The organism is Citrobacter sp. RHBSTW-00671 (genome assembly GCF_014103415.1).
Classification (GTDB): Bacteria; Pseudomonadota; Gammaproteobacteria; order Enterobacterales; family Enterobacteriaceae; genus Citrobacter.
Genome location: NZ_JABXPR010000001.1, coordinates 2,397,595 through 2,421,469 on the forward strand (window position 1 = coordinate 2,397,595; position 23,875 = coordinate 2,421,469).

At 53.7% G+C, this 23,875-nt stretch carries 23 protein-coding genes; 16 read left to right on the top strand and 7 right to left on the bottom strand.

Annotation, left to right across the window (positions count from 1 at the left end):
* Positions 1 to 62: 62 nt before the first annotated feature.
* Together HV261_RS11295 and mdtH are read right to left on the bottom strand one after the other, a co-directional pair.
* A complete protein-coding gene (locus tag HV261_RS11295; RefSeq protein ID WP_061068127.1) occupies positions 63 to 623 on the bottom strand; it encodes a lipoprotein in 561 nt (186 codons plus the stop codon).
* A 116-nt stretch (positions 624 to 739) separates the two neighbouring features.
* A complete protein-coding gene (gene mdtH / locus HV261_RS11300; protein ID WP_202038316.1) occupies positions 740 to 1,948 on the bottom strand; it encodes a multidrug efflux MFS transporter MdtH in 1,209 nt (402 codons plus the stop codon).
* A 260-nt stretch (positions 1,949 to 2,208) separates the two neighbouring features.
* Between mdtH and rimJ the strand changes: the two genes are divergently transcribed.
* The 4 genes from rimJ (at position 2,209) to murJ (ending at position 6,158) form a co-directional block, all read left to right on the top strand.
* On the top strand, positions 2,209 to 2,793 hold the full coding sequence (rimJ, locus tag HV261_RS11305) for a ribosomal protein S5-alanine N-acetyltransferase (protein WP_005129064.1): 585 nt from the start codon (positions 2,209 to 2,211) through the stop codon (positions 2,791 to 2,793).
* 35 nt (positions 2,794 to 2,828) lie between these two features.
* On the top strand, positions 2,829 to 3,476 hold the full coding sequence (locus HV261_RS11310) for a YceH family protein (RefSeq protein ID WP_048211222.1): 648 nt from the start codon (positions 2,829 to 2,831) through the stop codon (positions 3,474 to 3,476).
* A 1-nt stretch (position 3,477) separates the two neighbouring features.
* Positions 3,478 to 4,401, top strand: coding sequence for a Gfo/Idh/MocA family protein (locus HV261_RS11315; protein ID WP_202038317.1), 924 nt, complete (start codon positions 3,478 to 3,480; stop codon positions 4,399 to 4,401).
* Positions 4,402 to 4,622: 221 nt separating this feature from the next.
* Positions 4,623 to 6,158 (top strand): murein biosynthesis integral membrane protein MurJ, encoded by a 1,536-nt coding sequence (murJ, locus tag HV261_RS11320; protein WP_202038318.1) that lies wholly within the window; start codon positions 4,623 to 4,625, stop codon positions 6,156 to 6,158.
* A gap of 88 nt (positions 6,159 to 6,246) precedes the next feature.
* On the opposite strand, the gene flgN is transcribed toward murJ, so the two are convergent.
* The 3 genes from flgN to flgA all read right to left on the bottom strand — a co-directional run bounded on the left by flgN (position 6,247) and on the right by flgA (position 7,719).
* A complete protein-coding gene (flgN, locus tag HV261_RS11325; protein ID WP_137383037.1) occupies positions 6,247 to 6,669 on the bottom strand; it encodes a flagella biosynthesis chaperone FlgN in 423 nt (140 codons plus the stop codon).
* A gap of 3 nt (positions 6,670 to 6,672) precedes the next feature.
* Positions 6,673 to 6,966, bottom strand: a complete 294-nt coding sequence (gene flgM, locus HV261_RS11330; RefSeq protein WP_005129057.1) for a flagellar biosynthesis anti-sigma factor FlgM — start codon at positions 6,964 to 6,966, stop codon at positions 6,673 to 6,675.
* Positions 6,967 to 7,059: 93 nt separating this feature from the next.
* Positions 7,060 to 7,719, bottom strand: a complete 660-nt coding sequence (gene flgA / locus HV261_RS11335; RefSeq protein ID WP_137383036.1) for a flagellar basal body P-ring formation chaperone FlgA — start codon at positions 7,717 to 7,719, stop codon at positions 7,060 to 7,062.
* Between the two features lie 157 nt (positions 7,720 to 7,876).
* Between flgA and flgB the strand changes: the two genes are divergently transcribed.
* The 11 genes from flgB (at position 7,877) to flgL (ending at position 17,728) form a co-directional block, all read left to right on the top strand.
* A complete protein-coding gene (gene flgB / locus HV261_RS11340; RefSeq protein ID WP_003036189.1) occupies positions 7,877 to 8,293 on the top strand; it encodes a flagellar basal body rod protein FlgB in 417 nt (138 codons plus the stop codon).
* 3 nt (positions 8,294 to 8,296) lie between these two features.
* Positions 8,297 to 8,701, top strand: coding sequence for a flagellar basal body rod protein FlgC (gene flgC, locus HV261_RS11345; RefSeq protein WP_045441655.1), 405 nt, complete (start codon positions 8,297 to 8,299; stop codon positions 8,699 to 8,701).
* An 11-nt stretch (positions 8,702 to 8,712) separates the two neighbouring features.
* Positions 8,713 to 9,411 carry a flagellar hook assembly protein FlgD gene (gene flgD / locus HV261_RS11350; protein WP_137383035.1) on the top strand — a complete coding sequence of 233 codons (699 nt, stop codon included), beginning with the start codon at positions 8,713 to 8,715 and terminating at the stop codon, positions 9,409 to 9,411.
* A gap of 26 nt (positions 9,412 to 9,437) precedes the next feature.
* Positions 9,438 to 10,649, top strand: a complete 1,212-nt coding sequence (gene flgE, locus HV261_RS11355; protein WP_116360490.1) for a flagellar hook protein FlgE — start codon at positions 9,438 to 9,440, stop codon at positions 10,647 to 10,649.
* A gap of 20 nt (positions 10,650 to 10,669) precedes the next feature.
* Positions 10,670 to 11,425 carry a flagellar basal-body rod protein FlgF gene (locus HV261_RS11360; RefSeq protein WP_048211227.1) on the top strand — a complete coding sequence of 252 codons (756 nt, stop codon included), beginning with the start codon at positions 10,670 to 10,672 and terminating at the stop codon, positions 11,423 to 11,425.
* 13 nt (positions 11,426 to 11,438) lie between these two features.
* On the top strand, positions 11,439 to 12,221 hold the full coding sequence (gene flgG / locus HV261_RS11365) for a flagellar basal-body rod protein FlgG (protein WP_005129045.1): 783 nt from the start codon (positions 11,439 to 11,441) through the stop codon (positions 12,219 to 12,221).
* Positions 12,222 to 12,278: 57 nt separating this feature from the next.
* A complete protein-coding gene (gene flgH / locus HV261_RS11370; RefSeq protein WP_003036206.1) occupies positions 12,279 to 12,977 on the top strand; it encodes a flagellar basal body L-ring protein FlgH in 699 nt (232 codons plus the stop codon).
* A gap of 33 nt (positions 12,978 to 13,010) precedes the next feature.
* A complete protein-coding gene (locus HV261_RS11375; RefSeq protein ID WP_202039686.1) occupies positions 13,011 to 14,087 on the top strand; it encodes a flagellar basal body P-ring protein FlgI in 1,077 nt (358 codons plus the stop codon).
* On the top strand, positions 14,087 to 15,037 hold the full coding sequence (flgJ, locus tag HV261_RS11380) for a flagellar assembly peptidoglycan hydrolase FlgJ (protein ID WP_137383034.1): 951 nt from the start codon (positions 14,087 to 14,089) through the stop codon (positions 15,035 to 15,037). Before HV261_RS11375 ends, flgJ begins: the two co-directional genes overlap by 1 nt.
* 64 nt (positions 15,038 to 15,101) lie before the next feature.
* Positions 15,102 to 16,760, top strand: a complete 1,659-nt coding sequence (gene flgK, locus HV261_RS11385) for a flagellar hook-associated protein FlgK (protein ID WP_202038319.1) — start codon at positions 15,102 to 15,104, stop codon at positions 16,758 to 16,760.
* 14 nt (positions 16,761 to 16,774) lie between these two features.
* Positions 16,775 to 17,728 (top strand): flagellar hook-associated protein FlgL, encoded by a 954-nt coding sequence (gene flgL, locus HV261_RS11390; protein WP_137383032.1) that lies wholly within the window; start codon positions 16,775 to 16,777, stop codon positions 17,726 to 17,728.
* 78 nt (positions 17,729 to 17,806) lie between these two features.
* Here the strand turns inward: flgL and HV261_RS11395 are convergent, their stop codons facing one another.
* Entirely contained in the window at positions 17,807 to 19,006 is a 1,200-nt protein-coding gene (locus HV261_RS11395; RefSeq protein WP_202038320.1) for an MFS transporter, read from the bottom strand.
* Between the two features lie 111 nt (positions 19,007 to 19,117).
* Between HV261_RS11395 and HV261_RS11400 the strand changes: the two genes are divergently transcribed.
* On the top strand, positions 19,118 to 20,053 hold the full coding sequence (locus HV261_RS11400; protein ID WP_202038321.1) for a LysR family transcriptional regulator: 936 nt from the start codon (positions 19,118 to 19,120) through the stop codon (positions 20,051 to 20,053).
* A gap of 41 nt (positions 20,054 to 20,094) precedes the next feature.
* Here HV261_RS11400 and rne read toward each other — a convergent pair whose 3' ends face one another.
* The gene (gene rne, locus HV261_RS11405; protein ID WP_202038322.1) at positions 20,095 to 23,337 is read right to left on the bottom strand and encodes a ribonuclease E; all 3,243 of its coding nucleotides are present in this window, start codon (positions 23,335 to 23,337) and stop codon (positions 20,095 to 20,097) included.
* Between the last annotated feature and the right edge of the window lie 538 nt (positions 23,338 to 23,875).

The window sequence follows — 23,875 nt, forward strand, 5'->3', positions numbered from 1 at the left end:
AGGATAAGCGGAAACGTTTTCGTTTGCACGAAAAAAAAGGCGCATTCGCGCCCTGATGTTGATTAATCGGTAAACGGGATAATGATTTCGCCCGGTTTAACCTCAATCCCTTTCGCCAGTTTTTTCGCCAGCGCTTCGCCTTTGCTGCTGTCTTCACGCAGAATATAGGCCGGTTGCTGGTTAAAGTAATTGCGCAGCGACTGATTTAAGTAGGGCATCAGCGTTTGCAGCACTGATTGCATTTTCTCTGGTGTGACGGTCGCATCGACCACTTCCATTTCTTGTAGATAAATCGCGCCTTTTTCTTTATTGAAGACTGGCAATGCTTTTAACTTCAATTTCATGGTCGCTTTCTGGCTACCAAAAAGGGAATTCATATCCAGATTGGCATCGCCTGTCAGAGTCACTTTATTCGGTTCTTCGCGACCAATCTGGCTGGCGAGATTGGTCAGTACGATGTGGGCTTCAGCAACGCCAGGCAGACCAATATCTTTCGAGAAGTCGTTATGCTTAGCCAGTGCCTGATTAATCTCTTGCTCGCTAACCGTGTACTGTGTGAGTTGATTACAACCAACCAACAGGCCGCTGACAATCAGTGCAGCAGCAAAAAAAATCTTTTTCATGGGGTTCCTCAACATGATGCTTGTGGCGTAATCGTGACACAAAGCAGCATCCAGCACCAGCGGCCCGGACGCCAGCAGAAAAAACTGAAATTGAGTCCGGGACGTCTGGTCAGCTATCAGGCATCAGGTTCCAGCATGCCGCGTGACGGGCGTTTATGGCTAAACTGCCAACCCAGCGCGAGGAAGGTGATAACGCCGATAATGCCGAGCATCATCCACGGGAGTTCTGGCTGTGACAGTGCTTTACCCATATCAAACAGCCAGCCGCCACCGATATAACCGATGGCACCGCCGATGGCGAGTCCCAGGCGGCTAAAGCCCATGTAACTGCCCCGCGCACGCGCATTTGCCAACGACGCGCTCAGCGTCTCGCGTGCCGGTTCCGCAATAATAGAACCGATATAGAAGGTGCAAATCAGGGTGAAAAGCTGCTGTAAATTCCCGACCAGACCGATGGGCATCATGCTAAGAGACATAATCAGCAGGCCTGCCATCAGCCGATGCTCAAGACGAAAACGTTTCTCACTCCAGCGGGCGATAGGGTAGAGCAGCGTTAAAGAGAGACACGCCTCGATGGCATACATCCACTTCACGGCGGCTGGCGAACCGGCAATGTCATTAACCATAATCGGCAGCATCAACATAACCTGTACCGCCAGCATGTAATACCCCGCCAGCGTCAGGACATAGGTAACAAATCGTTTGTCATGCATCACATGGCTCATGCCTTCGCGCACGGGAATCTTCACGGTGGATAGCTTCCATGCCGGAAGCAGCCAGGCGTTAAACGCGGCGCACAGAACGAACAAAATTGCACCCGTAGCGCAGACCAGGCGGAAATCGTACTGTAACAGCCAGCTGCCGAGTAATGCGCCAACAACGGCACCGGCACTGTCCTGCATCATCAGAATAGAGAAAAAGCGCCCGCGCTTTTCCGGGCGGATCAGTTTGACCACCAGTGCTGAACGGGGCGGGTCGAATAACGTACCGCCTAAGCCGGAGAGGAAGCAGGAAAACCACAAGAGCCAGGGTTCGTGCGCAATCCCCATCGTGGCGAACCCGGCGGCACGCATCAGCATGCCGGTCACAATCATGGGTTTGGCACCAAAGCGGTCAGCAATTGCGCCGCCAAAAATCCCCAGACCTTGCTGAATAAATTGGCGCAATCCAAGTGCGATACCGACCATCACGGCGGCCCAGCCCATTTGGTCGACGAAGCGGATAGAGATCAGTGGGAAAACGACAAAGAAACCCAGCACGACCAGCATATTATCGATGAGCAGGAAATATTTACCCAGGTTCCTTGCCTGCGAGACTTGCGACATTTCCCCTCCAGGGAAAAAACTCGTCACTCGGTGGAGAGTTTAAAAGATAAGCACCTTCTATTCTGCGGTGTCGTTTGCGCTTTTCCCACCCTTGGCGGGACAATATTTTTTTATCAAAAGTCAGTCTTGATAGAGAGTTTTCATCAAAATGTGTGAATAATTCAAAAAATGGCATTTTGCTCTTTTCACACGGTGTATTTGCACAGGTATAGTAATGCGAATTGCGTATTGAAGACGTTACGGGAAGGAGTAGGTATAGAATGTTTGGCTATCGCAGTAACGTGCCAAAAGTGCGCTTAACCACGGACCGCCTGGTCGTGCGTTTGGTGCATGAGCGTGATGCCTGGCGTCTGGCAGATTATTACGCAGAGAATCGTCATTTCTTAAAACCCTGGGAACCTATCCGCGATGAAAGCCACTGCTACCCCTCTGGCTGGCAGGCGCGTCTGAGCATGATCTCTGAATTCCATAAACAAGGCACGGCCTGGTATTTCGCGCTGCTCGATCCGGATGAAAAAGAAATTATCGGCGTTGCGAACTTCTCGAACGTGGTGCGCGGATCTTTCCACGCCTGTTATCTCGGTTATTCCATTGCGCAGAAGTGGCAAGGGCAGGGGCTGATGTACGAAGCCCTGACCGCCGCAATTCGTTATGTACAGCGGACGCAACATATTCACCGCATTATGGCGAACTACATGCCACACAATAAGCGTAGCGGCGATTTGCTGGCGCGACTCGGCTTTGAGAAAGAAGGGTATGCAAAAGACTATCTGCTGATTGATGGGCAGTGGCGCGATCATGTGCTGACGGCGTTGACAACATCAGAATGGACCCCCGGTCGCTAAGTTTCAGGCGCGCGGCCTGAATAATGGAGAAGACGATGAAATACGAATTAACCGCCACTGAAGCCCGTGTGATTGGCTGCTTATTAGAAAAACAGGTTACTACACCGGAACAATATCCCCTTTCCGTGAATGGTGTGGTGACCGCGTGTAATCAAAAAACCAACCGTGAACCGGTGATGAATCTATCGGAAGCCGACGTGCAGGATCAGCTTGATAACCTGGTAAAAAGGCATTTTCTGCGTACGGTGAGCGGCTTTGGTAATCGCGTGACCAAATACGAACAGCGGTTCTGTAATTCAGAGTTTGGCAATCTTAAGCTTAGCGCGGGTGAAGTGGCATTGATCACCACGCTGTTACTCCGTGGCGCTCAAACACCGGGTGAATTGCGTAGCCGCGCATCCCGAATGTATGAGTTCAGCGATATGGCGGAAGTAGAGTCGACGCTGGAGAAACTGGCTACCCGGGAAGATGGCCCTTATGTGGTCCGCCTGGCACGCGAACCTGGAAAACGAGAAAGTCGTTATATGCACCTGTTTTGTGGCGAGGTTGATGAGTCACTCGCTGCGGCAGATGAACCGCAGGCGGCGTCTGGAGATTTGCAGGCGCGTGTTGAAGCGCTGGAAACCGAAGTGGCAGAGTTGAAACAGCGGCTCGATTCATTATTGGCACACCTGGGAGACTGACGTGGGAAAATTGCGTATTGGCGTGGTCGGGTTAGGGGGCATCGCGCAAAAGGCATGGTTGCCTGTGTTGGGCGCATCTGCGGACTGGACGCTGCAGGGCGCATGGTCGCCCTCGCGGGAAAAAGCACTGCGTATTTGTGAAACCTGGCGAATGCCATACGTTGATTCCGTACAGAATTTAGCGGCAACCTGCGATGCTGTTTTCGTTCATTCCAGTACCGCCACCCACTACGCTGTAGTGAGTGAGTTGCTGAATGCCGGCGTTCACGTTTGCGTGGACAAGCCGCTGGCAGAAAATCTGCGCGAAGCTGAACAACTGGTGGAGCTGGCGGCGCGGAAAAAACTGACGCTAATGGTTGGGTTTAATCGTCGCTTTGCGCCGCTGTATCAGGATCTAAAGGCGCAGTTGGGCAATGCGGCGTCTGTTCGTATGGACAAGCACCGTACGGATAGCGTCGGGCCGCACGATCTGCGTTTTACGCTGCTGGATGATTATCTGCACGTGGTAGACACCGCGCTGTGGCTGGCGGGAGGAAAGGTTCAACTTAATGGCGGCACGCTGTTAACAAATGACACCGGTGAGATGCTGTATGCTGAACATCATTTTTCTGCCGACCAGCTACAGATAACCACCAGTATGCACCGCCGCGCTGGTAGCCAGCGCGAGTGTATCCAGGCCGTGACGGAGGGGGGCTTGATTGATGTGACGGATATGCGGGAATGGCGCGAGGAACGCGGGCAGGGTGTGGTACATAAGCCCATTGCAGGATGGCAAACGACGTTAGAACAACGTGGGTTTGCCGGCTGCGCTCGTCATTTTATAGCCTGCGTACAAAATCAGACGGTTCCTGAGACGGCGGGCGAGCAGGCGATTCTGGCACAGCGTGTGGTAGAAAAACTGTGGCGGGAGGCGATGGAGGAATAACCCCCTGTAACATCTGGCGGTAGTAATTCACGGTAATCCAGGTACTATATGCCCACTCAAAAAACACCTCTTTTCAAGCTATAGACCAGTTTGTCGGCCTGATAAGACGCTTTAGCGTCGGCATCAGGCTCTGCGACATTGCCGGATGAGGGCTCAACGCCTTCTCCGGTCAATGGACTGGCTATGCGGGGTTCTGCCTCAGAGTCTGGAATACAACATAGATGAATTTATTAAAATCGCTGGCAGCCGTCAGCTCGATGACGATGTTCTCACGTGTGCTGGGTTTTGCGCGTGACGCGATTGTCGCCAGAATCTTTGGCGCAGGGATGGCGACCGACGCCTTTTTTGTGGCATTCAAACTTCCTAACCTGCTGCGCCGCATTTTTGCTGAGGGCGCGTTCTCTCAGGCGTTTGTACCGATTCTTGCTGAATACAAAAGTAAGCAAGGCGAAGACGCCACCCGCGTGTTTGTCGCCTATGTTTCTGGTCTATTGACGCTAGCGCTGGCCGTCGTCACGGTGGCCGGGATGCTTGCTGCACCGTGGGTGATAATGGTCACCGCGCCAGGGTTCGCTGATACTGCAGATAAGTTCACACTGACCACCCAACTGCTGCGGATAACCTTTCCTTATATTCTGCTGATTTCGCTGGCCTCACTGGCAGGTGCAATCCTTAACACATGGAATCGCTTCTCCATTCCAGCGTTTGCGCCGACGTTTCTGAATATCAGCATGATTGGTTTTGCGCTGTTTGCCGCGCCTTATTTCCATCCGCCGGTGCTGGCGCTGGCGTGGGCTGTCACCGTGGGCGGTGTGCTGCAACTGGTTTATCAGCTTCCGCATTTGAAGAAAATTGGCATGCTGGTACTGCCGCGTGTCAACTTCCGCGATGAAGGTGCGATGCGCGTCGTGAAGCAAATGGGGCCGGCGATCCTTGGGGTTTCCGTCAGCCAGGTTTCAATGATTATTAACACGATTTTTGCCTCGTTTCTGGCCTCCGGCTCGGTGTCATGGATGTACTATGCTGACCGTATGATGGAGTTTCCGTCCGGTGTTTTGGGGGTGGCGCTGGGGACAATCCTGCTGCCGTCACTGTCCAAAAGTTTTTCCAGTGGTAATCATGATGAGTATTGCCGTCTGATGGACTGGGGGCTGCGCCTGTGCTTTCTGTTGGCGTTACCCAGTGCCGTGGCGTTGGGTATCCTGGCAAAACCGCTGACGGTGTCGCTGTTCCAGTACGGAAAGTTTACCGCGTTTGATGCGGCGATGACCCAGCGCGCGCTGGTGGCGTATTCGGTCGGTCTGATTGGCATTATCATCGTGAAAGTATTGGCGCCTGGTTTTTACTCGCGTCAGGATATTAAAACGCCGGTAAAAATTGCCATTGTGACGCTGATTCTGACCCAGGTGATGAACCTGGCGTTTATCGGGCCGTTGAAGCATGCCGGACTGTCGTTGTCGATCGGTTTGGCGGCATGTCTGAATGCTTCACTGCTCTACTGGCAACTGCGCAAACAGAAAATATTCACCCCACAGCCGGGCTGGGCCTGGTTCCTGACGCGTCTGGTGATTTCAGTGCTGGTGATGTCTGCTGCGCTGGTAGGGATGCTTTACATGATGCCGGACTGGTCACAAGGGACAATGGTGTGGCGTGTGATGCGTTTGCTGGCGGTGGTGGTCGTGGGAATCGTTGCCTACTTCGCCGCTCTTGCTGTGCTGGGCTTTAAAGTGAAAGAGTTCGTTCGCCGGACGGCGTAATGGACATCCTATGCCGGATGGCGGTACTACGCCGCATCCGGCCAACAGAATAGCGTTGCCTGATAAGCACAATGCCATCAGGTAATGATCAAATAGAGAATTTTTTCCCGCCGCGATGTGCTGCAGAGGTCTGGCCGTTCGCGCCATACAGCGTCGGCTCCTGGTGCGGTTTCAGCACTTGAATTGCCTGTTGATTGCGTTCGATTTGCCCTTCGAGCAGCCAACCATTGTGCTGGTTGAGATCGCGCAAATGCTGTGTCTTCTTGGTGATTGTCTGCCAGCGCTCGGCAATCTCATCATTGGCGCTGCGCGTGGCGTCATTTTCCAGGCGGCGCTGCTGCTCCAGATAATCGAGGGTGGCCAGCAAAGAACTTTTTTCTTCTGTAATTCGCTGTAGCTGGCTACCGTTGATCTGTCCTGCAGAAAGCTGATGCTGCTCAGCATCCATCACCGTTTTCAGGTCATTGAGGACGGTCGTCATCTGATCAAGTATTTCTGACAAACGAGTCATACTTTATTTACTCTGTAGGTAGCTCTGTGCCTCGCGGATCAGCGAGTCGGCAATTTTTCCGGTATCCATTTTCAGCTCGCCGTTACGGATCGCGGTTTTCAGTGCTTCGACACGTTCCATGTTGATGTCATTGGTGCCGGGCTGCATCAGTTTGGCCTGAGCGTCACTCAGCATTACGCTGGTGCTGTTTGTCGTCGCTGTTTTTTCCTTCCGCGCTTTTTGTACCGGCGAGTCGCTGGTTTCGCGTGGCTGGACAGTGCTTACTGGCTTCAATGGTGAGGTACGATCAATACTCATTTTTTCTATCCTCATCGAGGGGTTACGCTATAGCGACCCGCTTTAATCATTGGTTGATTATCTATCGGCACTCGCTAAAAAATCTTTAACCTATTATAGGTTAATAAGAATATTCCCATCAGAATCGACGATTCCACTCACCACCTGACCAGAAATCATCCGCACTCGTGCGTTTTGCGCGACGGCTGCATTGTTGAGCGCTTTACCTTCGGCATTGACCCGAAAGCCGTCTCCGTTAGCGATAACCATCACGCGTTGACCCGCTTTTATCCGCCATGCCTGGCGCAACATTGTAAGCTGGATTGGCTGACCGGGAACCAGGTCGCGCAGGCTCACGGCATCCTGAACCTGGTTAATGTCCAGTACGGTGCGTGGCGGCAGTTGATCCAGACGACCACGTTTTAGCGTTACGCTGGCCGCGTTCAGTGCGCTTCCGCGGGCAACAGGGGCCGCTGCGACAACATAGTTGCCGGTGGCTTGCACAGTGACCTGCAGATAGCGTTTTTCATTGGCGCAGCGGGCCAGCACGTTCACGTTACCCCACAGTTTCGCACTGCCGGACACGCTCAGCGCAGGCTGGTCACAGCTGGGCTGCAAGTTTGGCGGCGTACGGACAGTGACGACCACCTCATCGCTAAACCCGGCCAGGCGCTGGGAAAACCACGCGGTTAACTGCGAATTCAGGTCTTGTGCCAGCGTCATAGGGCTGAACAGCAGTGCTGCCACGACTATTCCACGTTTAAACGTTTGCATCAAAACCTCGCGCTTTTTCAGGTAGTGGCAGGATTCTACCTGTGTGACGCAGTCATCAACGCAACAAATAGCGACGCATTTTGCGTTTATTCCGGCGATAACGCGCGCGTGATGGGATTTAAGCTGTCGGCTGAATTTTGTCATTTGCGGAGGAGATATGCTCGATAAGCTCGACGCCGCCTTACGTTTTCAACAGGAAGCGCTGAATTTGCGCGCCCAACGCCAGGAAATATTAGCGGCCAACATTGCCAATGCCGACACGCCGGGGTATCAGGCGCGCGACCTGGATTTCGCCAGTGAATTAAAAAAAGTCATGGTGCGCGGGCGGGAAGAAACAGGCGGTGTTTCGTTGACGCTGACCTCTGCACAACACATTCCTGCCCAGACTGTCTCGGCTCCTTCTACGGAGTTGCTCTATCGCATTCCTGACCAGCCGTCTCTGGATGGCAACACGGTGGATATGGACAGGGAGCGTACGCAGTTTGCGGATAACAGCCTGAAGTACCAGATGGGGCTTACCGCGTTAGGTGGGCAAATCAAGGGCATGATGAACGTGCTGCAAGGAGGGAACTAACCCGTGGCGTTGCTCAATATTTTTGATATCGCAGGCTCTGCGCTGACGGCTCAGTCTCAGCGTCTGAACGTGGCTGCCAGCAACATGGCGAACGCCGATAGCGTGACCGGACCTGATGGTCAGCCGTATCGTGCAAAGCAGGTTGTTTTTCAGGTTGATGCAGCACCAGGCGCAGCAACCGGTGGCGTAAAAGTCGCTGACGTCATTGAGAGTCAGGCACCGGACAAGCTGGTTTATGAACCGGGCAATCCGCTGGCGGATGCGAATGGCTACGTAAAAATGCCGAATGTCGACGTGGTTGGCGAGATGGTTAACACCATGTCTGCTTCACGCAGCTATCAGGCAAACGTTGAAGTGCTCAATACCGTGAAAAGCTTGATGCTTAAAACGCTGACGCTGGGCCAGTAAAGGAGGCGCATATGTCCGTTGCTGTAAAAATGAATGACCCGAGTACGTCGGGTGTGAATGCTGCCACTGGCAAAAGTTCGCTGACCGGGAGCAACGCGGCCGATCTGCAAAGCAGCTTTCTGACGCTTCTGGTCGCGCAGTTAAAAAACCAGGACCCAACCAACCCGCTGCAAAACAATGAGTTGACTACCCAGTTAGCGCAAATCAGTACCGTAAGCGGCATTGAAAAATTGAATACCACGCTGGGATCGATCTCCGGACAGATCGATAGCAGCCAGTCGTTGCAGGCCAGTACGCTGATTGGCCATGGCGTCATGATCCCGGGGACCACCATTCTGACCGGTAAGGGTACGGAAGAAGGGGCTACGACGACCACGACACCGTTTGGCGTTGAGCTGCAGCAGCCGGCAGATAAGGTTACCGCAACCATTACCGATAAAGACGGCAAGGTGGTACGCACCATTGATATTGGCGGGTTGAAAGCGGGCGTTCATACCTTTACCTGGGATGGCACCATGACGGACGGCACGGATGCGCCGAGCGGTTCGTATAACGTCTCGATTGCGGCCAGCAACGCCGGAACGCAGCTTGTGGCGCAGCCTCTACAGTTTGCGCTGGTGCAAGGTGTTATCCGCAGTAACGGCGGTAACACACTGGATCTGGGCACCTATGGAACCACCACCCTCGACGAAGTACGGCAGATAATTTAAGCCTTCACACTTATCAGGAGTAAGTCATGGCCTTTTCACAAGCGGTCAGCGGTCTGAACGCTGCAGCGACCAACCTCGATGTCATTGGTAACAACATCGCCAACTCCGCCACCTACGGTTTTAAATCCGGTACGGCATCCTTTGCCGATATGTTCGCCGGTTCTAAAGTGGGTCTGGGCGTTAAAGTTGCGGGTATTACCCAGGACTTTACCGATGGAACCACCACCAACACTGGACGTGGGCTGGATGTGGCTATCAGCCAGAACGGTTTTTTCCGTATGGTTGACAGCAATGGTTCCGTTTTCTTCAGCCGCAACGGTCAGTTCAAACTCGATGAAAACCGCAACATTGTTAACATGCAGGGGCTGAAACTGACGGGCTATCCGGCGACCGGTACGCCGCCGACCGTTCAGCAGGGTGCGAACCCGGGGCCGATCACGATCCCTAATACATTGATGGCGGCACAGGCAACCAGCAAGGCCTCAATGCAGATCAACCTGAACTCATCGGATAAAATCCCGACAACGACAAAGTTCGATCCGAAAGATGCTGACAGCTATAACAAAAAAGGCCCTGTCACCGTTTATGACAGCCTGGGCAATGCCCACGAAGTTAACGCCTATTTTGTAAAGCAGCCTGATAACAAATGGGCTGTCTATACCATTGATAGCAGCGATCCTAAGGCTGCTGTGCCAACCGCACCGACGTCCACGCTGGAATTTGATACCAATGGCGCGTTAATCGGCGGCGGTACATTCGATATCACTACCGCCGCGCTCAATGGCGCCCCGGCCGTCACCTTCGCAATGAGTTTCCAGAACTCCATGCAGCAGAATACTGGGGCAAACAACATTGTTGCCACTAACCAGGACGGCTACAAACCAGGCGATCTGGTGAGCTATCAGATTAACAATGACGGTACCGTAGTTGGTAACTACTCCAACGAACAGAAACAGGTTCTGGGACAGATCGTGCTGGCAAACTTTGCCAACAACGAAGGTCTGGCGTCTCAGGGCGATAACGTCTGGGCGGCAACTCAGGCCTCCGGTGTGGCGCTGCTGGGTACCGCGGGTACGGGTAACTTCGGCAAGCTGACCAACGGTGCGTTGGAAGCCTCTAACGTGGATTTGAGTAAAGAACTGGTGAATATGATTGTCGCTCAGCGTAACTATCAGTCGAATGCGCAGACTATCAAAACCCAGGATCAGATCCTTAACACACTGGTCAACCTGCGCTAAGCGCCTGACGGGATGGCTTAATGGATCACGCAATATATACCGCCATGGGCGCGGCCAGTCAGACGCTGAATCAACAAGCGGTGACGGCCAGCAACCTGGCAAATGCCTCGACACCGGGTTTTCGTGCTCAGCTCAACGCGCTGCGTGCGGTTCCCGTAGAAGGGCTTTCACTGCCGACGCGTACGCTGGTGGTTGCTTCCACGCCTGGGGCCGATATGACGCCAGGCCAGATGGATTATACCTCCCGCCCGCTGGATGTGGCCTTGCAGCAGGATGGCTGGTTGGCTGTGCAGACCGCTGATGGCAGCGAAGGATACACCCGCAATGGCGCTATTCAGGTGAGTCCAACCGGTGAGCTGACTATTCAGGGACATCCGGTGATCGGCGAAGCGGGGCCGATAGCGGTACCGGAAGGGTCGGAAGTGACTATCGCCGCAGACGGAACGATTTCGGCGCTCAACCCAGGCGATCCCGCGAATACGGTGGCGCCAGTAGGACGTCTGAAGCTGGTTAAAGCGACGGGAAGTGAAGTGCAACGTGGCGATGACGGTATGTTCCGTCTGAGTGCGGCAGCGCAGGCTACCCGGGGGCCGACACTGCAAGCTGACCCCAGCATCCGCGTGATGTCGGGCGTACTGGAAGGCAGTAACGTCAAACCCGTTGCGGCGATGAGCGATATGATCGCCAGCGCTCGCCGCTTCGAAATGCAGATGAAGATTATCAGTAGCGTGGATGATAACGCGGGCCGTGCCAACCAACTGCTGTCGATGAGTTAATACAGGACATTTTATGATCAATTCATTATGGATCGCCAAAACCGGCCTGGACGCGCAGCAAACCAACATGGATGTGATTGCCAACAACCTGGCAAACGTCAGTACGAATGGTTTTAAACGCCAGCGTGCGGTGTTTGAAGATCTGCTGTACCAGACGATTCGTCAACCGGGGGCTCAGTCTTCTGAACAGACAACGCTGCCGTCTGGTTTGCAGATTGGTACTGGTGTGCGTCCGGTTGCGACCGAACGTTTGCACAGCCAGGGTAACCTGTCGCAGACCAATAACAGCAAAGATGTGGCGATTAAAGGCCAGGGCTTTTTCCAGGTCATGTTACCGGATGGGACGTCAGCCTATACACGTGATGGTTCTTTCCAGGTGGATCAGAACGGTCAGTTGGTCACGGCGGGTGGTTTTCAGGTGCAGCCTGCAATCACTATCCCGGCGAACTCGCTGAGCATCACCATTGGACGAGACGGTATTGTCAGTGTGACTCAGCAGGGCCAGGCTGCGCCTGTTCAGGTGGGACAGCTCAACCTGACAACCTTCATGAATGATACCGGTCTGGAAAGTATTGGTGAGAATTTGTACACCGAAACGCAATCGTCCGGCGCACCGAACGAAAGCACGCCGGGGCTGAACGGCGCGGGCTTGTTGTACCAGGGTTATGTGGAAACCTCTAACGTCAACGTGGCGGAAGAACTGGTTAACATGATCCAGGTTCAACGTGCTTATGAAATCAACAGTAAAGCGGTATCGACCACCGATCAGATGCTGCAGAAACTGACGCAACTCTAAAGTGACGTCCGGTGGGGTGAAAGCCTCACCGGCGCACTGATTTTGAAGATGAAGGCAATGCGAAAACACGCGCTTCACCCATACCCGATTTTGGCCCTGCTGGTGGTTTCACTGACAGGATGTGCCTGGATACCGGCTACTCCGCTCGTGCAGGGCGCGACGACTGCCCAGCCCGTTCCAGGCCCGACGCCGGTGGCGAATGGATCAATATTTCAGTCTGCGCAGCCGATTAATTATGGCTACCAGCCGTTATTTGAAGACCGCCGTCCGCGCAATATTGGCGATACGCTGACTATCGTATTGCAGGAAAACGTCAGTGCGAGCAAAAGCTCCTCGGCGAATGCCAGTCGTGATGGCAAAACTAACTTTGGTTTTGACACGGTACCCCGTTACCTGCAGGGGCTGTTTGGCAACGAGCGTGCCGACGTAGAGGCTTCAGGCGGCAACTCGTTTAACGGTAAAGGCGGCGCGAACGCCAGAAACACCTTCAGTGGTACGTTGACCGTGACGGTTGATCAGGTACTGGTGAATGGCAATTTACATGTCGTGGGTGAAAAACAGATCGCCATTAACCAGGGCACTGAATTCATTCGCTTCTCTGGGGTTGTTAACCCGCGCACTATTAGCGGCAGCAACTCTGTACCGTCAACGCAGGTTGCGGATGCGCGTATTGAATATGTCGGTAACGGCTATATCAATGAGGCGCAGAATATGGGCTGGTTGCAGCGTTTCTTCCTTAATTTATCGCCGATGTAAGCGAGGTATCCAGTGTTTAAAACTCTTGTTGGAATGGTACTGATACTGGCTACCACCTTTGCGCATGCCGATCGCATTCGTGATCTGACCAGTGTTCAGGGGGTGCGTGAAAACTCGCTGATAGGCTACGGCCTGGTGGTGGGGCTGGACGGTACGGGTGACCAGACCACCCAGACACCGTTTACCACGCAAACGCTGAATAACATGCTCTCGCAGCTGGGTATTACCGTGCCGACGGGCACCAATATGCAGTTGAAAAACGTGGCGGCGGTGATGGTGACCGCGTCATTCCCGGCGTTTGGGCGGCAGGGACAAACCATTGATGTGGTGGTCTCTTCAATGGGTAACGCCAAAAGCCTGCGTGGCGGGACGTTGCTGATGACGCCGCTGAAAGGGGTCGATAGCCAGGTGTATGCGTTGGCGCAGGGGAATATTCTGGTCGGTGGTGCAGGCGCCGCAGCGGGTGGTAGTAGTGTCCAGGTGAACCAGCTCAACGGCGGGCGTATCACCAACGGTGCCATTATTGAGCGCGAGTTGCCTACCCAGTTTGGTGGCGGTAACACCATTAATCTGCAGCTGAATAATGAAGATTTCACCATGGCGCAGCAGATAACCGACACCATCAACCGCTCTCGCGGATTTGGCAGTGCGACTGCGCTGGATGCACGCACGATCCAGGTACGCGTCCCGAGTGGCAATAGCTCGCAGGTACGTTTCCTCGCAGATATCCAGAATATGGAAGTGAACGTCACGCCGCAGGACGCGAAGGTGATTATTAACTCCCGTACGGGATCGGTGGTAATGAACCGTGAAGTGACGCTGGATAGTTGCGCTGTTGCACAAGGCAATCTGTCGATTACGGTTAACCGCCAGGCGAACGTCAGCCAGCCGGATACCCCGTTTGGTGGTGGACAAACCGTGGTGACGCCACAAACGCAGATCGATCTGCGCCAGAGCGGTGGGTCGTTGCAGAGCGTTCGTTCCAGCGCCAACCTGAACAACGTCGTACGTGCATTGAATGCGCTGGGGGCAACACCGATGGATCTGATGTCTATCCTGCAATCCATGCAAAGTGCGGGTTGTCTGCGCGCCAAACTGGAAATCATCTGATGATTGGTGATAGCAAACTGCTGACCAGCGCAGCCTGGGATGCACAATCACTGAACGAACTGAAAGCGAAAGCGGGTCAGGACCCGGCGGCAAATATCCGCCCGGTCGCCCGCCAGGTTGAAGGGATGTTCGTGCAGATGATGCTGAAAAGTATGCGCGAGGCGTTGCCAAAAGACGGTGTGTTTAGCAGCGACTCCACGCGTTTATACACCAGTATGTATGACCAACAGATCGCCCAGCAGATGACGGCAGGAAAAGGTCTGGGACTGGCAGAAATGATGGTCAAGCAGATGACGCAAGGACAGGGGCAACCTGCGGATGATGCGCCGCAGGTGCCGATGAAATTCTCGCTGGAAACGGTGACCAGCTATCAAAATCAGGCGCTGACGCAACTGGTGCGTAAAGCCATTCCCCGGGCGACGGAAAGCAATGATGAGCCGCTGTCAGGTGACAGTAAAGACTTCCTCGCTCAGCTATCGCTGCCGGCTAAGCTGGCGAGTCAGCAAAGCGGGGTGCCGCATCATCTGATTCTGGCGCAGGCGGCGCTGGAGTCCGGGTGGGGGCAACGACAAATTCGACGGGAGAACGGCGAGCCGAGCTTTAACATTTTTGGGGTGAAAGCCTCGGGAAGCTGGAAAGGGCCGACCACTGAAATCACCACTACCGAATACGAAAACGGTGAGGCGAAAAAAGTGAAAGCGAAATTCCGTGTGTATAGCTCCTATCTTGAAGCACTGTCGGATTATGTCGGTCTGATATCCCGCAATCCGCGTTACGCCGCGGTGACCGGTGCCGCGACCGCTGAGCAGGGTGCCCAGGCATTGCAGAATGCGGGTTACGCCACTGACCCTAACTACGCGCGCAAATTAACCAGCATGATCCAGCAGCTAAAATCGATGAGCGAAAAGGTGAGTAAAACCTACAGCACGAATCTCGATAATCTCTTTTAAATAGCTCAAGTCTGCTGACCTGCTGCCGATAATACCGAGTATTGAAGGATTACAAGGAACCTCCATGTCCAGCTTGATTAATAACGCGATGAGTGGACTCAGCGCAGCGCAGGCCGCGTTGAACACTGCCAGTAATAACATCTCCAGCTATAACGTTGCCGGATATACCCGGCAAACGACAATTATGGCGCAAGCGAACAGCACGCTGGGTGCGGGGGGCTGGGTCGGCAATGGTGTCTATGTTTCTGGCGTACAGCGTGAGTATGACTCATTTATCACTAATCAGTTACGTGCGGCGCAGAACCAGAGCAGCGGTCTGACGACACGTTATGAGCAAATGTCAAAAATCGACAACCTGCTCGCCAGCAAAACCAGTTCGATCTCAACGTCGATGCAGGGTTTCTTTACCAGCCTGCAGACGTTGGTGAGTAACGCAGAAGATCCGGCGGCACGTCAGGCACTTATCGGTAAAGCTGATGGCTTAGTCAATCAGTTCAGAACGACGGACCAATATCTGCGCGATCAGGATAAGCAGGTCAATATTGCGATTAAGGCCAGCGTCGATCAGATCAATAACTATTCGAAGCAAATTGCCAGCCTTAACGACCAAATCTCCCGTTTGACCGGCGTTGGCGCGGGTGCGTCACCGAACGATCTGCTCGATCAGCGCGATCAACTGGTGAGTGATCTGAACAAGATTGTCGGCGTGGAAGTCAGTATTCAGGACGGCGGCACCTATAACGTGACCATGGCGAATGGCTATTCGCTGGTGCAAGGCAGCAATGCTCGCCAACTGGCCGCTGTACCTTCCAGCGATGATCCCTCTCGCACGACCGTCGCTTATGTTGACGGCGTGGCCGGAGAAGTTGCCATCCCGGAAAAGTTGATCACGACCGGTTCGCTGGGCGGGCTGTTGACGTTCCGTTCGCAGGAACTCGACCAGACGCGTAATACCCTTGGTCAGTTGGCCCTCGCCTTTGCTGATAGGTTTAACACGCAGCACAAAGAAGGTTTTGATGCCAACGGCGACCCGGGCAAAAACTTTTTCGATATTGGTGGCCCGGCAGTCCTTAGCAATACGAAGAATAAAGGGACCGGTGCGCTTGATGTTAAAATGACGGATAGCTCGTCGGTGCAGGCAACCGACTATAAAATTACGTTTGATGGTACTGACTGGCAGGTAACCCGTCTGGCTGACAATACCAGCTTTAAGCCGACGGTCACTGGCGGAAAAATGTCGTTTGATGGGCTGGAAATCACCGTCAAAAATGGTGCGGTGGCAAATGACAGCTTTACGGTGAAACCCGTGGGGGACGCCATTATTAATATGAAAGTGGCGGTGACCGATGAGTCGAAAATCGCCATGGCTGAAGTGTCCAAAAATGACGCTGATCCCGATGTTGATAAAGGAAAAAGCGATAACCGTAACGGCCAGAAACTGCTGGATCTGCAAACGAAGGCAACCATCGGGAATAAAACCTTTAACGATGCTTACGCTACGCTGGTGAGCGATGTCGGGAACAAAACGGCGACCTTAAAAACCAGCAGCACCACGCAAAACAACGTGGTCACGCAGCTTTCAAATCAGCAACAGTCTATTTCCGGGGTGAACCTCGACGAAGAGTACGGGAATTTGCAGCGTTATCAGCAGTATTACCTGGCCAACGCTCAGGTACTGCAAACGGCGAATTCGCTCTTTGATGCACTGCTGAATATTCGCTAAGGGAGAGGAACTCAATGCGTATCAGTACTCAGATGATGTACCAGCAGAATATGCGCGGCATCACCAACTCTCAGGCTGAATGGTTGAAATTTGGCGAGCAGATGTCAACGGGGAAACGCGTGAACAACCCGTCTGACGATCCGATTGCCGCATCACAGGCTGTGGTGCTTTCACAGGCTCAGGCGCAGAACAGCCAATATACGCTGGCGCGTACTTTCGCGACGCAAAAAGTGTCACTGGAAGAGAACGTGTTAAGCCGGGCGACGACCGCGATTACCGCGGCACAGGAAAAAATTGTCAATGCTGGCAACGGTACATTGAGTGATGATAACCGGGCATCGTTGGCAACTGATTTGCAAGGGATCCGCGATCAGTTAATGAATCTGGCGAACAGCACCGACGGTAATGGTCGCTATATCTTTGGCGGCTACAAAACGGAAGCGCCGCCATTTGCCAAGACTGATGGAACCTATAGTGGTGGAACGCAAAATATCACCCAACAGGTTGATGCCGCCCGGTCAATGGTGATTGGTCATACCGGGGATAAGATTTTTAACTCGGTGACCAGCAACGCGGTTCCAGAGCCAGATGGAAGCAAGTCAGAAACGAACTTATTCGTCATGCTGGATACCGCTATTGCAGCCCTGAAAACGCCGATTGAAGGCGATGATGCGGCTAAAGATGCAGCCAAAGCCGCCATCGATAAATCCAACCGTGGTCTGAAGAACTCACTGAATAATGTGCTGTCTGTTCGTGCTGAACTCGGTACGCAACTCAGTGAACTTAGCGCTCTGGACTCGTTGGGTGCCGATCGCGCGTTGGGCCAAACGCAACAGATGAGTAATCTGGTTGATGTTGACTGGAATGCGGCGATTTCTTCGTATGTGATGCAGCAGGCTGCGCTACAGGCATCGTATAAAACGTTTACCGATATGCAGGGAATGTCACTGTTCCAGCTCAACCGGTAACGACCCTTTTTGAAACATATCATGAAACTGGATATGTTTGTCTGCCCGCTCCACATACACCCCGGAGCGGGCATTTTTTTAGGCTGCAGTTGTCTGGCTAACAGGTAATTTACCGGTCAGTCTAATTACCAGCGCAACAACGCCGCTGAAAGTGGCCAGTGTCACCACGCCTTCCCAGTTTGCCAGCGCATAGACCTGACTTCCGAGTACAGAACCCAGCGCCATGCCGATAAACACCATGGTGAATAGCAACGCGTTCAGACGACCTCTTGCCTGAGGCTCCAGGCTATAAACCAGGTTCTGGTGGGCGACCAGGCTGGATTGCAGTCCGAGATCAAAGCCTATCGCCGACAAGGCAATCAGCAGCCATTGCCCCTGTACTGGCAGGGCCGGAAGCAAGAACATCAGTGCAAATGAAAGCGTGACTAACAGCGCGCCCAACTGTGTTACCCGCCCGGCACCTACTTTATCTGCCAGATGGCCTGCCATAGGGGCTGCCAGCGCTCCGGCTGCCCCTGCAATACCAAATGCCCCCGCCATCGCGCTGCCCATGTGGTAATGCTCAGAGAGCATAACCGCCAGTGTTGACCAGAAGGCGCTAAAGGCAATGGACAGAAAGCCCTGCGCCAACGCCGCCCGGCGCAGTGCAGGATAACGCTGCCACAGTTGCGCCATGGAGAACATTAATGCCGGATAACTCAGCGTGGAATGGACCGTAAAGCGGGGCAGCATTTTCCACATCAGTACGGCAATCACGGCAATACTGACGGCGGCAAGTTGATACATTTCCCTCCAGCCATAGGCTTCACCTACCAGCCCGCTGATGGTCCGTGAGAGTAAGATCCCTAGCAGAAGACCGGTCATGACGGTGCCCACCGTTTTTCCCTGTTTGCCTTCAGGCGCAAGGATGGCTGCGGCTGGCACGATATCCTGAGCCATGGTCGCTGCCATCCCCATCAATAAGCTTACCAGCAGTAGTGAATGCAACTGCCCGGTAAAGCTGCAGGCCAACAGCAATGCGGCAAGAGAGACGCTTTTAAGCAGGATTAATGTCCGGCGGTCATAACGGTCGCCCAGCGGCAACAAAAACAAAATGCCCAGCGCGTATCCTGCCTGGGTGAGCGTTGGCACCAGCCCCATGCCGGTGATGCTTAAGGCCAGGTCCTGGCCCATTAAAGGCAAAAGAGGCTGGGCATAATAGATTGCGGCAACGCTGAATCCAGCGCCCAGTGCCAGAACAAAAATAACCCAACGGGAAAGTGCGGTGTGTGTGTTCACAAATGATTCCTCAATCACGGGATGTGCAGCTATTTTTATCCTTCAACCGGTAGCACGGTAGCGAGCGCAGTGGTAAAACAGTTATACGTTACACGTATGAACAACGACTAAATGATAAAAAATGAACGTATAGATAGGGTGGAATTGATGCGCACGTTTGTGCGCATCGTCGAGGCTGGTTCGCTTTCCGCGGCGGCAAAGCAAATGGGCACCACCCAGGCAACCGTCAGTCGGCGGTTACAATCCCTTGAGACGCTGTTGGGTGTTAAGCTGATTATGCGTACCACCCATGCAATGAAGCTGACTGATGATGGTGAACGAGGGTATCAGCATGCCAAACACATTATTGATGCCTGGCTGGCGCTGGAGGACGGACTGAACATCACGGAGGATGAACCGGTGGGGACGTTGCGGGTTCGGGCACCGCATGCGTTCGGCCAACAGCAACTCCTTGAACCGCTTCTGCAATTCCTTTCCCGCTATCCACAGTTATCCGTCGAGTGGATGCTGAATGATAAGACGGTTGATTTTCTCAGCGACAATATCGACTGCGCTATCCGGGTTGGGGCTGAGGTTGATCCGGCAACGGTTTCGGTATTGCTGGCTGAAGTACCGCGAAGTATGGTGGCAAGCCCTGAGCTTCTCGCACAGTTTGGGGTTTTGACTCACCCTGAGCAGCTATCGGTGCTGCCCTGGATCGCGGTAAATACATTTTATCAGCACAGCGTGTCGTTACTTCACCACCGGCGTAACGACGCTATCACGTTGAATATTTCTCCCAGATTAAGTACCGACAGTATTTATGTCGCCAGAAATGCTGCACTTGCGGGGCTGGGCGTTACGCTTGTCTCAAGCTGGATGGTTGAAGACGATATCGCCTGCGGAAGATTGATTACGCTATTACCTGACTGGCATGCGTCGTCATTGCCCGTGCATTTGGTTTATCCCTGGGCTCGTTATTATCCAACCCGCTTACGCAAATTTCTGGCGCTGATGAAAGATGTTATGCCACAGGTAACGGGGATGAGGGGCGTTCACGACGTATAAAAAAAGCCGACCCTGAGGTCGGCTTTTTCATTGCTTATGACTTACTCAACAGGCTGTGGTCGCGTTGCTGGCGCGGTTGCCTGATGGCTGGCACTGTGTCCGCCTGCCGCACCTTTACCCTCAAAGGCAAAAGCAGGGCGCTGCCAGTCACTATGACGCGGCGCTTCTGGTACATACTCCGGTGCTGGTGCACGAGTCATCGGTGCGGTCGCATGGCTGTGAATCAGTTCAGCGCCTGCGCTGGCTGTTGCAACGTCGGTCACTGCGGCTGGCGCTACGGCAGTCATCACATCCTTCGGCGCTTCAACAATGGGGGCTGTCTCAACAACCGGTGCAACCTCAATAACCTCTTCAACCACTTCTGGCTGGGAAGCCACGGTTTCAACAGGCTCTTCGGCTACTGCTGTTGGTGTGATTTCAGCAACAGGCTCAGCTTGAGCGGCAATCTGTTCAGCAACAGGTGCATCAGCGGCGGCGATAATCTGCGGCTGTTCAGCAACCGGAGCGGCAATTACTTCCGGATGTGCCGTTTCAGCCACAATAGTCTGCGTTTCCGCTACGCTAACATCGGGTTGCACGACGTCTGCCTGTGCAGGGACATCCGCAATGTGCTCAACGACAGCAGCAGCGACTTGAGGCTCTACTGCCACAGATGCGTTTTGTTCCAGCTCCAGTTTCTGTTCGCGCTGTTCTTCAACCTGCATGTCCTGAGTTCGGGCAACAGGGTAGCTAATCCAGACTTTGCCGGATGCTAATTCAGGAGAAGCACAGGCAACCGTTAACGGCATCGGCGACTGAACCGGATAACGTTCGTCACGATAGCGGCGACGACGCTGCCCGCTTACGCGCAGATGGCGAGGAGAACGACGCGAGCGACGAGGCATACCGTTGTTATCACGTGCTTCGTTGTTGTCTTCTTGCTCTGGTGCAACAACTGCAGGTAAATCGACTTTAGCCAGTTCGGTACGTTGTGCCGGTGCGGACTGTTCAACAGGTTGAGCAACGGCGGTTTCAGCAACAATAGCTGCAGTGGCCACTTCGGCTTCAACCGGCGCGCTGTCGGTGAATCGAACTTTCTGATTCAACTGACGCTGTTTACGACGCGTTTGCGGCTGACGCACGCGTTCTTCCTGCTCGGAATCCTGCGCAGGCTGTTCAGCCAGGTTCAGCTCTTTAACTTCCTGCTGCGCCTGACGCTTATCATCGTTACGACGGCGGTTGCGCTCACGACGTGGAGCCTGCTGCTCGTCACCGGATTTCGCTTTATCGGCTACATCGCTGGACTGCTGGCGGTTGTCACGCGTTTCAGCATTCTGCTGCTGCGCCTGACGACGATTACGACGATTTTCATCGCGGTTTTCGCCGTTTTCTGAACGTTCGTTGCGGTTGTCACGATCGCCACGGTTGTCGCGATTATCACGGCGTTCGTTGCGGTCGCGGCGATTGTTCTGGCGCGGCTTACGACGATCCTGCTGACGTTCAGTTTTTTCTTCGGCTTTCGGTGCAGGTTGCTCCACCGGTTTCACTTCTTCGCTTCCGCTGAAGATAGACTTCAGCGCGCCGAAGAAACGGCTAATCAAACCAGGCTGTGCGGCTGTTGCGGCAGCTGTTGCGGCAACTTTTGGCGCAGCGACAGGTTTAGCAACGGGTTCTTGTAGCGCCGGGGCAGGCGGAACATCAGGCATCGCGAAGGTGGCGAGTGCCGGTTGTTCAGGTTGTTTACGCTCGACGTATTCTTCTTCCGTCGGCAACGCCATCGCTTCTTCGTGCAGTTTCGGCAGCAGATAGCTCAGGGTTGGCGTTTCCTCCCCTTTGCGTACACGCAGTACGGAATAGTGCGGCGTTTCCATCTGATCGTTTGGCACGATCACACAGCGCACACCGTTCTGACGCGTTTCAATGGCATTGACCGCAGTACGTTTTTCGTTGAGCAGATAAGACGCAATGGGTACCGGGACGATCGCGTGAACTTCCTGGGTATTCTCTTTCAGCGCTTCTTCTTCGATCAGGCGCAGAATGGAGAGCGACAGCGATTCGTTGTCACGCACGGTACCGGTGCCGGAGCAACGCGGGCAGACGTGGTGACTGGATTCACCCAGCGACGGGCTCAGACGCTGACGGGACATTTCCAGCAGACCGAAGCGAGAAATATGGCTGATCTGAATACGCGCTCTGTCCTGACGAACGGCTTCACGCAGACGGTTTTCTACCGCACGCTGGTGGCGAACCGGGGTCATATCGATAAAGTCGATGACGATCAGGCCACCAAGGTCACGCAGACGCAGCTGACGCGCAATTTCATCGGCAGCTTCAAGGTTGGTGTTAAACGCCGTTTCTTCAATATCGCCGCCGCGGGTTGCGCGTGCGGAGTTGATATCGATAGCCGTCAGCGCTTCAGTGCTGTCGATAACGATTGAGCCGCCGGAAGGCAGACGCACTTCACGTTGGAAGGCGGATTCAATCTGCGATTCAATCTGGTAGTGGCTGAACAGCGGGATTTCACCGGTGTACAGTTTGATTTTGCTGCTGAAATCCGGACGACCCAGCGCAGCGATGTGCTGACGCGCCATCTCCATCACTTTCGGGTTATCGATAAGGATTTCACCAATATCCTGACGTAAATAGTCACGGAAAGCACGAACGATGACGTTGCTTTCCTGGTGGATCAGGAACGGGGCAGGGCGGCTTTCAGCTGCTTTTTGAATGGCTTCCCAGTGTTTCAGACGGAAGCTCAGGTCCCACTGCAGCGCTTCGGCGGATTTGCCGACACCCGCGGTACGCACGATAAGCCCCATGCCATCAGGCAGTTCGAGGCTTGCCAGCGCTTCTTTTAATTCGGTACGGTCGTCGCCTTCAATGCGACGAGAGATGCCGCCCGCACGCGGGTTGTTTGGCATCAAAACCAGATAGCTGCCAGCCAGACTGATAAAGGTTGTCAGTGCTGCGCCTTTATTTCCGCGCTCTTCTTTATCTATCTGAACGATAACTTCCTGACCTTCACGCAACACATCTTTAATGTTGGGGCGGCCGTGGGAACTGTAGTTTGCGGGGAAATATTCGCGGGCAATTTCTTTTAACGGGAGGAAACCGTGACGTTCAGCGCCGTAATCAACAAAAGCAGCTTCCAGACTCGGTTCAATACGGGTAATTTTACCTTTATAGATGTTGGCTTTTTTCTGCTCGTGTCCAGGACTTTCGATATCCAGATCGTACAGACGCTGCCCATCTACAAGGGCGACACGCAACTCTTCCTGCTGAGTCGCGTTAATTAACATTCTTTTCATCGTAACTTACTCATTATTCTTACATTGACGACTAAGCTGCGGGCAGAGAAATGCCTTTCCGGGTGTGAACCGATGGCCTCGTGTCTATTCGCGTCGCCAACCTCACGGTTATCGTCAGCTCAAAGAGGCGCAGAGTGTCGGTTGCCTGTATTTCATACGGAAACACAGCGCAATTATCAGGGGAACAGTCTGGGTATTACTCTCCAGAGAAGCTTCCATTGTGCTTGTCGTCTTTCACGCTGTTGGTGCGTTGGCTTCATCTTCTCACCCCAGACACTTACAGGAGTAAGCTTCTGGGGGTTCCCAGACTTGCCGCCTTCCTACAACGCGAAATCCATAGAGCACTTACCGGTAAGGACTGCAACCCGCAGCCCGCTAACTGCCTGAAAGATCAATACGTCTTACGCCATTGCTGCGTTGATGATCGGTCGGGCAAAATTGGGTCATTCCGGAAAAGTTCTTGTTTTAACAAGATTCAACACGGAAACAAGCTCATTATTCCACTGCTAACCTTGTTATAGCAAGATGACTTTTGCCA